This window comes from Bartonella sp. TT110JLCBS, from assembly GCF_042193405.1.
Lineage (GTDB): Bacteria > Pseudomonadota > Alphaproteobacteria > Rhizobiales > Rhizobiaceae > Bartonella.
Window position 1 is genome coordinate 1 of the sequence record NZ_JBHILT010000023.1, and the last position, 16769, is coordinate 16769.

Here is a 16769-nt window from a genome sequence, read left to right on the forward strand (position 1 = left end):
TCACTGCCACCACAACTTACAACCGATTCGACAACAAAACACCCCATAAAGGCACTGATGCTGTTCTCATAGCCAAAGATCACCTGTAGCGCACTGTTGCTTGAGGGAATCTCTAAATCATTGCCACCATCATCAAACTCTGCTTCAAATGTATCAGATTTATTACACAACACATTGATTTATAATGATAATTTACTGTTTTGTATATTGAATGAGAGACCCGAATACTGTAAAATTCTCTCATTTCAAGTCTGTTTATATTGCTGAAGTATTTTTTTCAATTTTTTCGTCAATCGTATTGTGTAAAATTAAAATAATCGGGATAGCCATAAAACAACAGATCAAAATAAATAAGCTAAAAATACATATAAAAGTAAAAATATCAAACTCTCTGACCCCATCCAATACTTGGATAATGATCTTATCCAACATCTGGATAACAAAGTCTACTGCCAAAATGATAACAAATATGCAGAGGACTATTTTATAGTCCTTCGATGAAAGGACCATAACTTCTTTAAACGCTAAAACTTCAGATTCTTTATCAAATGCTGAAGAGACTCCCAAAACCTTATTATCTGGATTTTGAAGTGTCTCATGAAATGGTTATGTTTCTTGTATTGTCATACTGGTCTCATTTTTTTCTTTCATTTTCGGAGCGTGTTTCTGGTGCTTCTCCATATCTTTTCCATCTATCTCTTTCCGCTCTTTCACAGTTTCTGTTACACAAAAAACAAAGAGTCCCTATAATAACCGTAACGGATATGATGAGTACTATTGCAAATCCCACCGTTCATTCCTTTTTCAATGAAATCGTTGTTTATCATCTCATGCATTCTTCCTCATTTGCATCAATGAACAACTTTCTGTTTTCTTATCGAGATATTTTCTTCAAATTTTGAAGCCTATTGTTTAAACTATCAATTTCGTGATTGAGCCTTTCAAGTTCTTTATTAAGTCCATCAACATGTCCATGATGTTCAGAAATCACTTCTAAGTAATGTAACATTTGAGACTGATCTTTTATGCTTATTTGCTTCACCTAGCCCTCGAAAGGCTTCTGTCCTTTTCTCAACATGCTCAAATATAGTAAAAGCCTTCTCGAGCCACTCAAAAACCGCATCATTGCGTTCCTTGAACGACTTGGGAACAAAATAATTTATCTATACCCGTATAGCCATGCGAGGTAGACAAAAAATATGGTAGCAAAAATATGATAAGCAATAAGCCTTCTCTAAACAGAACTTTTTTTGTAAACATTTTTTATTTTTTCTCTGAACACAACAATTTAAATAGACACACAATTCATATTAAAATATTCATAATGAAATTTATTAAATCTATTTTTAATAATCTATAATAAAAATAAAAACGATAAGTTGTACAACAATTAAATACGCCACATATAGAGTAAAGCTATAAAAACTAATTTATTCAACAGAGTAGTCATGGAATTTTCTATCTAGTTTTATATCTCTAGAGGAGTAATTTAATCTTTTATCCATGACTTTAAAAGAGTTTAATACGATGCTATAAATAATTCAAAAATGATATTTTGATTAACAATGGTGAGATAATGAGTAGACAAAACAGATAAACACAATCAATAGTATTGAAGGATATAAAGGCTACTTTTAATATAGCTTTGTTTTTTATCAGCAACAGTAAAAAGTTTGTTTTTTTTATAAAAATTGAAATTTATTCATTTTTTATCGTATATTTTATGTTATCTTCTTTAAATTAATTAAAAGATCATAGAATATTAAACTGATAGGATGCATTTTTCTCAAGCAGCATTTTTAGAGAAATGTTGATTTAATCAGTGAAGACAAACAATGAGCAAAGCTATAATTTGAAAAGACAGTATATAATATTTATGATCAATGATCTAAATTAGAGACATGAATTGGGGGAGTTTGATCTTTCTTACAGCACAGTAGCTCAAAAAACAGTAGATGAAGTTTAAAATTCACCATCATCCATCATAAGATGAAAGCTTTTATCCCACGTTTGATTTCTTTTAAAACTATTTTCTTGTTCTGTCTGTAATATCTAAAGAATATCTTCAAGCACTCATAAGCACTCTTTTAGGTTATCATTTCCATGATCAAAGTAATGGTTATCGAGCTTCCATTCAGGATACTGTTTTGCAAAAGGAAATCATCATTTCAGGATATGGAGAGATTTATGTATTTAGTCACAATGTATCAAGCACCCTTCCTCTTATATCAGAAATTTAATTCTTAATCGTAATGATGTGATCACAACGCACCTTGCGAGACAATCTTTTTAATAAATTTTTAATAAATAAAGTAAAGATGAATTCTGAAAAAAACTTTTTTAGACGTAAAGTGATACGGAGAAACAGTCAGAAAGAAGGTGGGGATTACAAATGTTGATGACTATAAAAAAAGATATCCAAAAATTACCAAAAACCGATTTATGGATCATTTGTGCTATTTCACCTAATCAGCAAAGAGAATGGATCAGTAAATGGTATATAAAAAATAAACAAGCCTCTATAAGTTCTAATTATGTCAATGATCTTGCCGTCCTAGGATCATTTTACAGATCTAGACAAAATGATTGCTATGAACGCAACAGCCCCACAAGCAGCTCCCCTCAAAAGATGACAATCTCATTTATGAAGCTTATGTTGTTTCTCATAATCACTTTAAAGTTGCATCATTTGCTCTCATTAATACGCTTTGAAGTCTCATATAGACTAAGGGACCTTTTTAATTTTGGGGTGGTTATGGAAAACAGCTTTCCACTGATCCCTGAATGGGGATATGAAACCGCTCCCTTTTCCCAGAAAAATATTCTGTTCAGTGGAAATTCTTATTGTACGATCTATGGAACAACACAATGAACAGACCACGCACCCTTGCTCTCACCTATGGATCCTATAATGCTGTCCGCATGCTGATCGGCGTTTACCATGCTATTTTTTTAATGTCCATGGGAGTAAGTCTGGCGCAATTAGCTCTGCTTCAGGTTGTCTTTTCCACCACTATTCTGCTGCTTGATTTTCCCTGCGCTGTTTTATCTGACAGATATCGACGTAAATATTCCGTTATGGCTGGGGTCTTTATGACAGGAGTATTTTATCTTTTATGCCTTCAAGCTCCCAATATGACGGCACTTATTATTGCGCAAATTCTCTATGCAGCGGGCATTTGCATCATTGTCAGCGCCATTGACGGATGGATTTACCATTCTCTAGGCGATAAACAGGATCACTTTTCGCATTATGCTCATCTCTACCACCAGGTTAACTCTTTCGGAAGTATTTTCAGTGGGATTATAGGCATTGGAACGATCTATTACTCTGGACAATATTTTATGGGATATATCATCTCATGCCTCATGATGGGATTTATTTTTTTGATATTCCTTATTGTTCCTGAAGAAAAGAAAACAACAATTGAAACGTCCAAAACAAAAACAATCTTGCACAATGCCAAGGAAACGCTCTGGATATTTCAAAACACAGTAGGAGGAGCATGGTTTATTTTCCTCATGTGCCTTTTTAGCGCTGGTATTCAGATTATTTATCATTTCTGGCAACCGATAATACTTTCAGGGGGAAAAATTCATCACCTCAACGGTTCGCAAATGCTCGTCTTGATGTGCTGCCATATTGGAGCCTTTTCAGCACAATATTTTTCAAATTTACTGATGTCTAAGTATCATGTTCTTGATAAAAAATATAAGAATTCTATAAAATATTTTTCCTTCTTTTCTGCTCTGATGTGCATAGCGCTCTATTTTTTAGTTCATAGCCATCAAACCGCTGCATCAGTCATCGCCTTCTCTTTAATCCATGGATTTATTTGCACTGTACCGATCGGGGCAAAAAGCTTATTTTTCTCAGAACTTAACCAAAAACAAACGCAACATATTTCTGGTATTGTTGGTGCTGTCTCTTTTAGCGGAAGAGTATTTTCAATTACAGTATTAAGTATTATTTCTTTTCTTCCTGCAAAAGTTTCTCCATCTTACTACCTAATATTACCGACCATTACTTTTTTCATGTGTGGTTTGGTTGTCATGAGATGGATGAAACACTCTCAAAAGTCTCTATGAGAGGAAAACCATAACATTTCACCCACAATGTTTTCTTCTAAAAGAAATCGATACTTTTTTGAGAGCATTGCCACACCCAACTTTCAATATACAATGCAAATATAAAGCAACACATTGATTTATAATCATAATATACCAAACTTGAATATTGTAAGATTCTTTCTTTTCAAATCTATTTTTATGGTTGAAACAATCAAAATCATTTGCTTGCACATCATAAGTGGAGAAAGCCGTATAAATAAAAACGATTTAGAAAAGAAAAATGCCTCTGATGAACTCTCATAGTCAAAATCTATCACAACTGGAAGGCAGATATATAATATACCTCTTTGCATCTTCATAAGTATACAAATGGTGTGGCTTTATAAGGCTTTATATGTCTCACAGAAACTTTTGTGTTTTATACCATTTGCGAGGTGGCGTCGCAAAATGGGCTTATACACATTGCAAAGATATCTCTTTAAAACAAGTGCATAAATTGGCAACACAAGTATATTTGTGTTTAGAACATGCTTTTTATATGAGAGGCATAATCCCAACGGGATAAACAAAAGCGCAAGATACGTAATCTTCATTATTTAAAAGACACGACCATAGAGATTCATGAAAGTTGTAAAACTGAATTAATAAGATGATGATAAAAATGGGAGCTTATTTCCACCTTTTCCGCTTTCATCTTTTTTTCAACATTAAAAGATCCTTCCGTTTTTAGAAATAACGCGCTAGCAAATATATACAATATTTTCTCCCCTATTTGATATATAAAAGCTGATCTAACCGATAAAGCAGTAAAGCATCTTAAAGATTGATCTCAAATATGCCGTTGTATAAGGAATAGGTGTTGATTGATACGCAAAAGCAAAAGCTTAGCAAAACAACGTCATAAAATAATAAATATGCCACCAAACGATTGAAACGACATAGGGAGGTCAAAAACACTTTGTAGAACAAAATCTGTAACATATCTAGCTTTACGGCCGCTTATTCTTACAAACGTTCATGCTGCTCCCTATATCCATAAAAATAAATAAGCAATCCTTAGCTAAAAAATATGCAACGTCAATGTAATGCGACAACAGAGCTTCGCTTTCCTTTATCAACAAAAGCATGAGAAATTTTGAAACAAACTCATCTTTCTCGTGATAATTTTTTTCACAACTGATCATATTTCCTTTAATATAAATTAGCATAGCGATTTACATAAAACGTATTGCGCTTAAAATATCCCCCATTGGTTTTGCTTTAGTTTACGCCATTAGAAAAAAAGTTTTTGTAACTTGTTTCATGAAACATAAAATAAAAAATCAACACAGGAATTAAGAAAATGAGCAACCACACGTGCAGCTAACGCAGGTATTACAATTTCGCACATAAATTTAGATGGAAGGAGGATAAAATAACACCACTCTATACCAAAACAGCCGATAGAAAATGTTTAGCAAGAAAAGCAATCAAAAAACTTCACACAATTGAGATTGGTAGAAAAGCAAATGGGCACAAATTACTGAAAACAAAATTTCTACACACAATCGACTGCTTTTATAATAATAGATGGCGGAGAGGAAGAGATTCGAACTCTCGAGAGCCTTTTGAGCCCTACTCCCTTAGCAGGGGAGCGCCTTCGACCACTCGGCCACCTCTCCAACAGAGAGGCATAAATGGTATCAACAGAAAGTTCAAGACTTTTTCGATTTTTTTCCCAAATATCTGAAAATTTTTCTCCTATTGATCCCATAGGACCAAAAGTTAATAAAACAAAAATTGTGTCTTTTTTACCACATTATCTCGAATAGTATATGTATACATTACAAAAAGGTAATTTCATATTTGAAACTCTAAAAAGATTAGTATAGCTAAGATAATAAGTGCTGCGTATTTTGCTTATGTCTTTGTCCTTAATGCGTTAGGCAAATGGTACTCTTTAGAAGAAATTTAACCGGACCGCGGAGATCCTATATGAATATTAAATCCCTCTTTTTAAGCTCTACAGCAGCTTTTTTAGCAATTTCTGGAGCACATGCTGCTTCAACAGTTATCGCCGAACCCGAACCTGTAGAATATGTTCGCGTTTGTGATGCCTACGGAAAAGGATATTTTTATATCCCTGGAACAGAAACCTGCATGCGTTTATCAGGAAATGTTCGTACTGATTTTATAGGCGGTGATAATATCGATGCAACAACCGAAACTGAACTAAGAGACAAAAGAAAAACCTATGGCGCAGCATCACGGCTCACCCTTGTTTTTCAAGCAGCTTCTGAAACAGAAATGGGAACACTTCGTTCATATGCAAGAATTTATTCAAACTGGGGTGATGGTAGAGACAATGCTGCTGCAAAGCTTGCTGCGGCTTACATTGAACTGGGTGGTTTTCGCGTAGGTCTTGATGACACAATTTTCAACAGCTGGACTGGTGATTATGGAAATGTTCTCAATGATGACAGCATAGCGCCCGCCGGCACAACACGCACCAATTTTATTTCCTACACCTTTAGTGGTGATTCCGGCTTTTCTGCTATTATCGGCGCTGAATTAGGCAATAATGCAGATTCTCTTCCAGGAATAACAGGATACTACATTGATAAAGATGATAAGCTTGTTTCTATCACTGAGGGTACTCTTCCAAGTAAAGCAATTAAAAATTACACCCCGAATGTGGTTTTGGGTATAAAGTTCATGCAAAAATGGGGTGGTTTTTCAGCAGTTGCAGCATATGATGCTTACTACAAAAAGTGGGCTGGAAAAGTACGTGCAGATTTCAATGTCAACGATCGTTTCAATCTATGGGTAATGGCTGGCTATAAAAATGGCCTTGATTACTACACAGTAAATGGAAATGATGAATTATCACGAAAAAGCACAACGATTTATGCAAACTGGGGTGGTAAATGGGCAGCTTGGGCGGGTGCCACTTACAAGCTTACGCCAAAAGCAAATTTGAATGCACAAGTTTCTTATAGTGCTGTAAAAACCTTTGCAACTTCTGTAAATATTGCATACACGCTGGTTCCAGGATTTGTGATTACACCTGAATTAACCTATGTTAATTGGAATGATGATCGCATTGTGAAGGATCAAAATAATAATGAAAAACATTTATTCAATAAGAAAAGTGCTCTTCAAGGTATGATCCGTTTACAGCGTTCATTCTAATCCTATTTAAGCTACAGCTTTTAAAAACTGGCAACATGGTTTGCCAGTTTTTATTTTTGGAATCAAATATCATGAATATCTTTTCCTGATACGTATTGTCTTGTCTCTCGGAAAAAAACGACTTAGTTTCACAAAACTACTCTCAGAAGATTAACCCTGATATGCTTGATAAGAGCACTTTACACGGGCTTTTACACATCACTTCAAACATAATCTCTTCCTTGCCCTTTAAAGCATGAGCAAACCCTTTTGCTTTACGACCAAATTGGTCTTTCTTAGCAATTTACTTCTAACCTTTGTTAATTTAGGTCATGAACTTCTCTGGTCAATTCTGTACTGAACAGATAAAATATTGAAAAAAACAAGACATCATTGTGTTTTTGATATGCCTGAATGTGTCTTCTATCAACACTCTAAAACACAATGTTTTATAACACGGCTTCATTAAAAAACTTAATCATCAAGAAACATGCTGTCAAAACGATGCAAATATTCCCTAAAGCAATAAAAGAGAAAAGCGATATATCTTCAAAAAATGAATTGACCTCTTCCCTTCTAAAGAATAGAGCCCCTATCAGGAGCAATCTGTAAATACCCCTATTTTTCCTGAACCTACATCACATTGATTTATAATCATAATTTATTATTTTTCATGTTTCAATCAACCAAAACCTTTCACTTGTACAACAAGCGGAGAGAGCCGTGTGAATAAAAACGAGTAAAGAAAACCCTTTTATGAATCGTTTTAAACTCCAAGGGTTGTCGTAACATTGAGATCTGACAAAGTGTACGATAGTGCTAGGCACTTTTATTAAGCATAAAAATGAGGATACACTTCATAGAGGATTTTAGATTATATTCTCTATAAACGTCGCTGTAAAATATGTGTTGTAATACGCATTAAAAGACATTGCTTTAAAACAAGCATGGAAATATACAACACAAGTCCATTTTATTTGAAGCGTTTTATCCTGCGTAAGGAGCATGCCATGATATACGCAACATCTTGACTTTACGCGTTTTTAAAGGACGAAAAATATAAGACAAAGAAACAGTAAATTTAATCTCTGCAAATCATAGAGCTTTCAGAGTTATGTTTCCATAAAACGCCTTATACCGTACATGGGATTTTTTACACGATTAATGCCTTTTTACATAAAACGCATTGGCAAAAAGCAGCCTCTCTTGATAATAAAAAGGCTTACACGTAATCATAAGCCATATTTTCAATTAAAACGCATTGAATTCACGGAAAATATTTATCAACCAATGCATAAAGAATTGCTGCTGTTTCAACATCTAGAATCCCATCATAATTTTCTTGACGAAAATGAAGTTGAAATGCTCGGATCAAATCTTTGTATCCTGTTTGGGGACACGCAGCAGAAATGTCATATCCATAACATTTTAGCTTCGCCAAAACATCTTCTTTGGGTGGAAAATTCTTAGAGAATTGCTCTTGATAATGACTTTTTAGTTCATCATCATACCATGCTCCTATACCTGCCTTATAAAGTTCTTTCCATGGAAAAGCTGCTCCTGGATCACTTTTTCTTCCAATGGCAATATCACTATGTCCCACCACATCCGTTGGCATAATATCAGGATACCGTTGAAGAATATTTAAGGCAAGTTCCTTAACGGCATCAATTTGTATTGGATTATAAGGAGGAAATATCCCCCCCTCATCATGATAAGCCATAAAATCAACTGTCTCTTCTGGAGACTCAGAATGACCCGTGGCTAAATTAACGATTTCAATCCCGATAGATGCATCATTGAGATGACTATGCCCAGCCCATGAACTCACACCCGCATGCCATGCACGCTCATTTTCATCGACCAGATTAAAAATACGCATGTCCTTAAAGCCTGCCTCACGATATGTCTGCTCTGAAGGATCAGGAACAAGATAGTGTGCACTAACCTTTTCTCCTGTAAGCGCCATAATCGAGGCTTTAAAATCAAGAGACGTATAATGCATGACGAGAAAACGAACGCGACGATTAAAACTCTTGACAGAACGATAACTGTTGTAATCAATCTGATACATAAAAGCCCTTTCTTTGTTGCTTAAAAAGACCACTGCGCATCACAACAGATAGGACACGAACTGTTAAAAAAATTCGCAATGAACTTCCCATCTAGATACTAAGAATTACGCCTAAAATTTGTTCATCAAAAACATTGATACTCTTATCAACAATTAAGACACATTTTTATTTCTCTCCCACACACGCGTAAAATGTTTTTAACCGCATTCACAAATACACCGCATTAAATCTTTTCCCCAAACAAATTCCTACAAATTACCAATCGAAAAGAAAACAAAAGCGTAAAATGATCACTCATTAAATCTTCACGTCTTACAGAAAAAATAATTCTTCCTGTTATCACATTGAAAAATATCGTCCCTCAGAAGCGAATACCCAACGATCATGCAATCACACAAAAACTTAAAGGAAAAATTTTATGAGCTCTTTACAGCAATTTATTATCAGATAACGGAACGGCACATGTTCACAATAAAACTCTTCACGGACATATTGTTCAATAAAATTTGCAAAGCTTTCCTGTAAATGACACGACTTCTTGTCTTTTCACACCATCGCTGTTTGATTTTCAGAAGAATCTTAATTATTTACAACGCTTGAGGCACATGACGTCTCTGGAGACCTTGTCATAGGCTCCATGGAAGATAACATGTTGATTTATAATCATAATTAATCATTATAAATATTGAATATAGCGAACCTAATATCGTAAAGTTTTTCTTAATCTTGAATCAAGTCAAAGTCATTTAATGACACATTAAAAGAAAAAATACCCTATAGATAAAAACCACTTAAGAAAATGATCAAAATACTTCTTATAATAGAACGTTCAATAATTTGAGAAATATTGTTACATCTCCATAGAGTTTCATTTTCTTTTCTCAGTTTGCAAAACTCTTTTTAAGACAGCCCAAGCGGCATATTCTTGCAAGACGACACCTAAAAGCGGTCGCGTATAGGGAAAAGTAATATGATCCTCACCATAACCTTTCATCCGTATAGTCATGGTGGCATGTCCAAGGCTTTCTTCTTGATTTTCTAATGTCTCGATAGAAGGTTCTAGGCTCACTTCAACCTCAAGCAGTGGAATATCTTGTTTACCTTTTTCTATGGGCTGAAAATATTCTAAAAGCCGCAGATCATTGGCAGACCAACGAACCTCTGCATGCATTGCTAATTGTTTACAAGCAGTAGTAACTTCAGCACCAATCAAATAGGGGTGAAAATGACTTTCAAATTCTTCCACGAACTGTTGTTCCAAGGGCGCTTCTGATTGAGCAACCAGTTGCACCAAAACATAAGGGCTTTTCCATAAAAAATGCCGTTCAAAGGGTTCATTTTCAAGATGATCATCAACCCACTGTGCAATGCTACTTTCATCAATTCCAATCAAAGTCCATGCATACCCCGCACGCGATACAGAAGAATATTTCTTCTCATTGTGTTCTAAATAATTCTCTAAAAGCGCAAGAGCCTGTGATGGTGGACCAGGCAAAACAACAAGCGTACTTCCATCGCAAGAGAGATAAAAGCCTGGTGCTGTGCCTGTAGGATTATCAAGCACGGTTGCTGTCTCAGGAAACAATGCTTGACGTGCATTACTCTTATCCACCAAAATCCCTAATCGTTGTAATTGACCTTTTATTGTTTGCCAAACATCTTCATGATGTACCAAAGGCTGCTTTACAGCTTGAGCAACTCCATCGCGTGTTTTATCATCTGATGTTGGTCCCAATCCCCCACTGATAATGATAAGATCTTCTTGTCCAAGACAAGCAACAACAGTCTCACTAATTTGCTGTAATTGATCAGCACAAACAAAATGACGTGTGACTTGAATATTTCTCTTGTTCAAGCTTTGGCTTAAATCTTGTAAATTCGTATTCAAATATTGTCCTGAAAGGAGTTCATCACCAACAGTGATAATCGCCGCACGACAAACAGAGACAGGCTTCACAAGAGAATTGCGAACAGCTTCAGCCATTTGACGGGTAGAGGCGACACCTCCAAGATCATAGGTAACGGTTTTTCCAGCACGAATAACCTGATCAACACTCTCAGACAGTTGTTTTGCTGCATCTTTAAAGCCTAAATGCTCTAAGAGTAAAGCCGTGGTATAAAGCATCGCAGAAGGATTTGCTTTATTTTGTCCAGCAATACGTGGTGCGCTTCCATGAACAGGTTCAAAACAAGCGATCTCGCTCCCCACATTCGCATGAGATGCAAGCCCCAATCCCCCCATTATCCCAGAGCCAAGATCAGAAAGAATATTGCCAAACATATTTTCAGCAACAATCACACCAAACTGCTCTGGCTTGGTTGCAATCCACAAAGCAACCGCATCAACATTATGAATATCTGCTTCAATTTCCGGATAGTTTTGCGCAATTTTCTCAAAAATTTCCTGAGCAAACTGACTACTTTCCGGCAGAACATTGGGCTTATCAGCAAAAGTAACGCGCCTAAAGCCATATTTCCTTGCATAAGAAAAAGCGTATTCAAATAACCGCTCTAAACCAAAGCGTGTCTGCAAACGGACTGTCCACGCAGCTTCCTCAAGCCCATATTTTGTCAAATTTGGATGTTTTAGCCAAACGGCTGTTTCAGGAGAAACACCCCGAAAATCCAATCCAGCATAAAGGCCTTCACTATTTTCTCTGATAACACAAAAATGAAAAGGACGTTGGGGACCAAAGATGTATCTTACAGGACGTATATTTGCAAACAAACCTAACTTTTGGCGAAGTTGAAGTGCGGGAGCAACATAGGCAAGGTTTTTCTCTTTTAAATGCGGAGCAAGTTCTTTTAAAGCCGCCTCTTTTCCTTTATTGGTCACAGCACCAAGTAAAATAGCATCACTCTGAGTAATTTTTTGCCAAGTCGCTTGAGGGATAGAATCTCCTTCCTGTTTCCAACATTCAAAACCAATATCACCATAAGTCAATTCAATCGGCAATTGAAATTGCTCTAAAACCATCAGCGCAGCATCACAAACCTCTGGTCCTATTCCATCACCAGGTAATACAAGAACTTTCTTTTTCATAGTCCCTCCATCCACTCATCAATGACTGCATCCGTCATAGTAGGATTATCCTCCCACAAACGCGTACCAGCACTAGAGATAATCTTATATTCATGATTCAGATTATGACTTTGTGTCTGATTATCTACCGTTGCAAATTGCGACTTTTCTCCCACTAAAGCTAAAAACTTCCCCTTATACTTAACTATCTCATCTCTAGCATCCATCATCAATAAGAGTTTAAAGCCTCTTGTCATGCGTTCAATTGCCAAGCTTTTTTGTTTATCGGGAATCTCCAATAAAACTCTTTTTTTCATAATGCCAGAAGGATGCATAAAACCATTGAGTATTTCCAAAGCCCCCGATAAATCATTATTTTCTAAGGAGGCAAGAATATCTCCAAGGCGCCGTTGCAAAACCTTATCTGGATAGCCAGGTGCATTCACAGCAAGCACAGCTTGAACATTGGGAAGCTGTACTGCCAATATTTGTACCAATGTTCCAGCCATAGAAAATCCCACAAGCACTGCGGGCTCTTTAAAATAGCTTTTAAGTTTTTCTGCCATAAAAGATAAAATGTCTACAGCAGAATAATTGAGAACATGAGAACCCTTAGGAAAAAGAGAAAGCGTATCCAGCAGAGTGACAGGGAATCCTTTTGTTGAACATAGCTTTGTCAATGGAGAACAAAAAACACCACCATCCCAAATTGGCATTACAGGAGAAAGAATAATAATAGGAAGGCTCATTGATCAATTCCTCCCCTTATTTTTAAACATGCATTAGAGCCAGAACTTTTCCTACCCAATATAATGAAAATATGTTGAAATTCTATGCTCATATTCCCCCATAATAATCGATTTGTTAAACTCAAACTAAGCTTGCAACAAATTTTAAACCCACTCAATCCAGCAACTTAATAAAAAAAATTCATCTAATGTACAGGTGCCCCATTTGTGTAAAACATCAAAAGCATTTCCGCATAATGCTTTCTTTTTATCATTTCACTCAGCTTATTTCTGAAGTCATAAAATGACGCGCTTTTTGAATATAAATGATAAAACCAATCATACAACACACAGCTAACAAAGTTGCCATAGCCCGTGGGCTATGACCAGAGATTTTTCCGATAACCGCTGCACTGAGTGCCGCACTTCCTAATTGCAAAGATCCCATAACACCAGAAGCCGCTCCCGCAGCTTTCGGATGCGATGAAATAGCCAACGCTGTTCCTAAAGGCAATAAAAAACCATTACCAAAAGTAAGAACAGCAATAGCCATAAAACTTGTCACAAGGGGCCATGGGCTTAGATACATTTGCAAAGCAAACAGCACACCACCTATCACAAAAATAATGTACCCTCTGCCCACAGTTTTTTCCATAGACTCACGTTCAAAAAACCATCGCGCCAAAAGATTTCCCAAAATATAGGGAAACGAAACACCAATATAGCTATAACTAATGTGTATCGGTGATAACCCCAAAGTCGTGAGTAAAAAAGGCGACTCCACAATATAAGCAAAATAGGCAGCGTAAGAAAAACACGGAATAAGTGCATAAAAAATAAATTGTTTATTTCTGAGAACACCTAAATATCCCTTCATAAATCCTATAGGAGAAAAATGCTGCCGTTTTTGAGGGGGTAGAGTTTCGCTTAGCACAAAACAACATAGCAAAATGGTCAAAAATATAAAAAAGCTTAAAAAGATAAAAGTTGCCTGCCAATGAAAAGCCTGTATCAAAAGTCCACCAATGAAAGGTGCAAGTGCTGGTGACATTCCAATAAAAGGGAAAACAATCAAATAAAGTTTTCCAGCCGCTTTTTTATCCAACAAATCATTGATAATTGCACGACTTAAGACAAGTCCCGCACAAGCACCAAGACCTTGCAAAAAACGTAACACAAGAAAAGCGTGAATATGAACCGTATAAATCACACCAAGTGTCGTAAATAACCACAAGAATAAGCCCAATAGAAGTGTTTTTTTACGCCCAAAATTATCACTCAGCGGCCCATAAATGAGCTGTCCAAGTGCCAATGCCAACAAAAAAACCGCCACTGCACTTTGAATTTGAGATTGTGTCACTTGATAATATTGACGCATATCGCCCAGTGCTGGTAAAAAAATATCGGTAGAAATCAAACCTCCTGTTGATAAACATACGATAAGTATAATGAATGGTAATGTATATTTATGTTTCATCAGGAAAGTCACATTTCTTAAATTTAAAAATATTTAAATTTTACGTTTATAGAAAAATAATAATTTATATTTATAAATATAAAGCTATTTTAACTTTATCCACAGGGAATAAAATAATCAATTTTCTTTATTCTTTTACTTTATTCGAGAATAATTCAGCTTGTTGATACATAAATCCAGTGTATGATCCGCACGCACACACTCAACACGTAAATAAACACTTAGTGCTTCACTTTATAATTAATTTTAAAGCATAGCAAATCGCAATTTTAAAACTATACGCAAAAGAAGCTAAAAGATCAAAACTCCCCTTTAGAGATATATTTCCCAATCCGAAATAGCGCATTTTGTTATATTCATGTTGCCCTATCTTCATCAGCTTTTTTCATTGATATCATCAACAAAAACGCTCCCAAACTCTATCCCTCTCCATGACAACAACATCACTTTCCCGACAACATCTTTTATCAGAAGTGGTTTACAACGCTCAAAGAAAAAAGAAGCCACAAACTCCCTTTCCTCAAAAATACCCACGCAAATATTATTGTAACAATACAGCATATAATAATGGCTCATGGAGAAGTCTTTATCAACACAAATAATTGAGCAAATAAACTTAATAGCCCACTAATATCATCAACTAATATCATAAAGCAAATTGCGCTTCTGTCTCCCCTTAAAATCTAAATTCATCTTGTCCATTTTGTTAGAATTTCATTCTACATAGCCAGCACAAAGTTTATTGCCTAAGCTATTGACAAACATGATATAATGAAAATTTGATAAATCATTCTGCATCTAATTTAGAAAGCAAGGAGAAGCTATTAATGAATATAACAGAACGAGCCATGTAGCAATTACTTGTACCTATTAAAGTGGAAGGAAAGACATACACAGAAATCACCTTACGCCGCCCGAAATTTAAAGACTTAAAAGCAATACAGAGCAAAGAAGGCGACGAGCAATCAATTGAAATGATCGCATGTCTTTCAGGGTGGTCCTATAATGCCATCAGTAAACTTGGTGTTCGTGATTTTTTAAACATTAAAGACATTTACGGGCCTTTAATAAAAGAATGACTAAAAGAGTTTGATAAAATGCTAAACAAAGTAAATGCACCCATAAAAAGCATAATGGATGAATGTATTTTAATCGACAGTAAACCCGAAAAATGCACAAGTAACCTTTACACACATACGTTTGAAACAGAATCCATGACAACTGCAAATGCAAAAGTGAAAACCTGTAGCACCTATGAACCGATTACAGTTCATAATCCCTACGTCATAAAGGTGGAACGCATGACCTTTACAAAATGCACTTTCTTAATACAAGATGGTCCATCGAACCAAATTTATCTCTCAAATCAAAGTGCTCTTACATCGTATAAAAAAACTGCGGGCGAAACTAAAAAACAACCTTTGGAGAGAATCTCGAAACTTTTGGACATTGTCTCAAAACTTTTCAACTTTCCTCTCTGGTTTTGGGAGTTTTTACTCAAAGAACTTAGAAAAGTTTTCTAGCATTGTTTTGATATAGAGCAATAAGAGAAGGAAAAACAGCTTAGAACACTAATGTTTCTTCCTTCTCTTTTATCTCTCATAGCTTTTTGAATTGAATACTTTTGATATTTGTTTTGAATAATTGAAGCATTCTTTTAATTATAAGTACATATAAAAAAACTAAAATTTTAGAAGACGCGCTGTTTTTACAAAAAATGAAATAATAAAATAAAGACTCCAGAATTTTACTTTTTACCTTCAAACATAATCAATGATGGAAAAGCGTTTACAAAGTTTTCCTCAAGCAGTATCTGGGACATTACTTGAAAGAAAAGCATTAAGAGAGCTTACTTTTAAGCTAAGGGGGAAAGATTAAACTTCACAACGACATTCAATCTTTTAAACATTGCAGTACAGAACGGGAAAAGAGAGCCATACCCCATAGACCGTTTACCCCCCATCAACTAAAATTCTCGATAAACTGGTATTATCAGTTCTAGACTGGAGTCATGTAAGAAGAATTTTAAGTAATGATCCCCATCTTGTTTTCGAAGTTTTCTGTCCTTTTTGGCGCATATCTATTCCCTTTTGGAACATAATTAGCCAAAAGGCATTGTATCTCCAGCATATTCAAGGAGATAAAACATGGAAACTCGCATTCCTGAAGACACACCATTTGAGACGAATTTTCTAGGAGAAACATCTCTAGAAGAAAAATATTCACTCTTTCACACACCCATTTCA

Annotated in this window: 8 protein-coding genes, 1 tRNA gene and 2 pseudogenes; 5 read left to right on the forward strand and 6 right to left on the reverse strand. The window is 35.5% G+C overall.

The annotated features are described in order from the left end of the window. Positions 1-164, reverse strand: a pseudogene (locus tag ACFILW_RS08095) (late control protein); the annotation flags it as partial. Positions 165-2398: 2234 nt separating this feature from the next. Here ACFILW_RS08095 and ACFILW_RS08100 point away from each other — a divergent pair. From ACFILW_RS08100 to ACFILW_RS08110, 3 genes and pseudogenes are all read left to right on the forward strand, one after another. Then, complete coding sequence (locus ACFILW_RS08100; RefSeq protein WP_375624011.1) at positions 2399-2872, forward strand: hypothetical protein; 474 nt, start codon at positions 2399-2401, stop codon at positions 2870-2872. Continuing rightward, on the forward strand, positions 2869-4089 hold the full coding sequence (locus tag ACFILW_RS08105; protein WP_375624009.1) for an MFS transporter: 1221 nt from the start codon (positions 2869-2871) through the stop codon (positions 4087-4089). Before ACFILW_RS08100 ends, ACFILW_RS08105 begins: the two co-directional genes overlap by 4 nt. A 1259-nt stretch (positions 4090-5348) precedes the next feature. Continuing rightward, positions 5349-5551, forward strand: a pseudogene (locus tag ACFILW_RS08110) (integrase); the annotation flags it as partial. 90 nt (positions 5552-5641) lie between these two features. On the opposite strand, the gene ACFILW_RS08115 reads toward ACFILW_RS08110, so the two are convergent. Beyond that, positions 5642-5732, reverse strand: a tRNA-Ser gene (locus ACFILW_RS08115). A gap of 313 nt (positions 5733-6045) precedes the next feature. On the opposite strand from ACFILW_RS08115, the gene ACFILW_RS08120 reads away from it, so the two are divergent. After that, positions 6046-7242 (forward strand): porin, encoded by a 1197-nt coding sequence (locus ACFILW_RS08120; RefSeq protein ID WP_375685504.1) that lies wholly within the window; start codon positions 6046-6048, stop codon positions 7240-7242. A gap of 1246 nt (positions 7243-8488) precedes the next feature. Here the strand turns inward: ACFILW_RS08120 and ACFILW_RS08125 are convergent. From ACFILW_RS08125 to ACFILW_RS08140, 4 genes are all read right to left on the reverse strand, one after another. Beyond that, positions 8489-9295: an N-acetylmuramoyl-L-alanine amidase gene (locus ACFILW_RS08125; protein ID WP_375646409.1), complete on the reverse strand. Its 807-nt coding sequence runs from the start codon at positions 9293-9295 to the stop codon at positions 8489-8491. An 869-nt stretch (positions 9296-10164) separates the two neighbouring features. Beyond that, complete coding sequence (locus ACFILW_RS08130) at positions 10165-12339, reverse strand: isocitrate/isopropylmalate family dehydrogenase (protein ID WP_375685505.1); 2175 nt, start codon at positions 12337-12339, stop codon at positions 10165-10167. Next, a complete protein-coding gene (locus ACFILW_RS08135) occupies positions 12336-13067 on the reverse strand; it encodes an alpha/beta fold hydrolase (protein WP_375685506.1) in 732 nt (243 codons plus the stop codon). Before ACFILW_RS08135 ends, ACFILW_RS08130 begins: the two co-directional genes overlap by 4 nt. Positions 13068-13326: 259 nt before the next feature. Then, on the reverse strand, positions 13327-14523 hold the full coding sequence (locus tag ACFILW_RS08140; protein WP_375685507.1) for a multidrug effflux MFS transporter: 1197 nt from the start codon (positions 14521-14523) through the stop codon (positions 13327-13329). A gap of 875 nt (positions 14524-15398) precedes the next feature. On the opposite strand from ACFILW_RS08140, the gene ACFILW_RS08145 reads away from it, so the two are divergent. Continuing rightward, on the forward strand, positions 15399-15602 hold the full coding sequence (locus ACFILW_RS08145; protein ID WP_375643656.1) for a phage tail assembly protein: 204 nt from the start codon (positions 15399-15401) through the stop codon (positions 15600-15602). The last annotated feature ends 1167 nt before the right edge of the window (positions 15603-16769 follow it).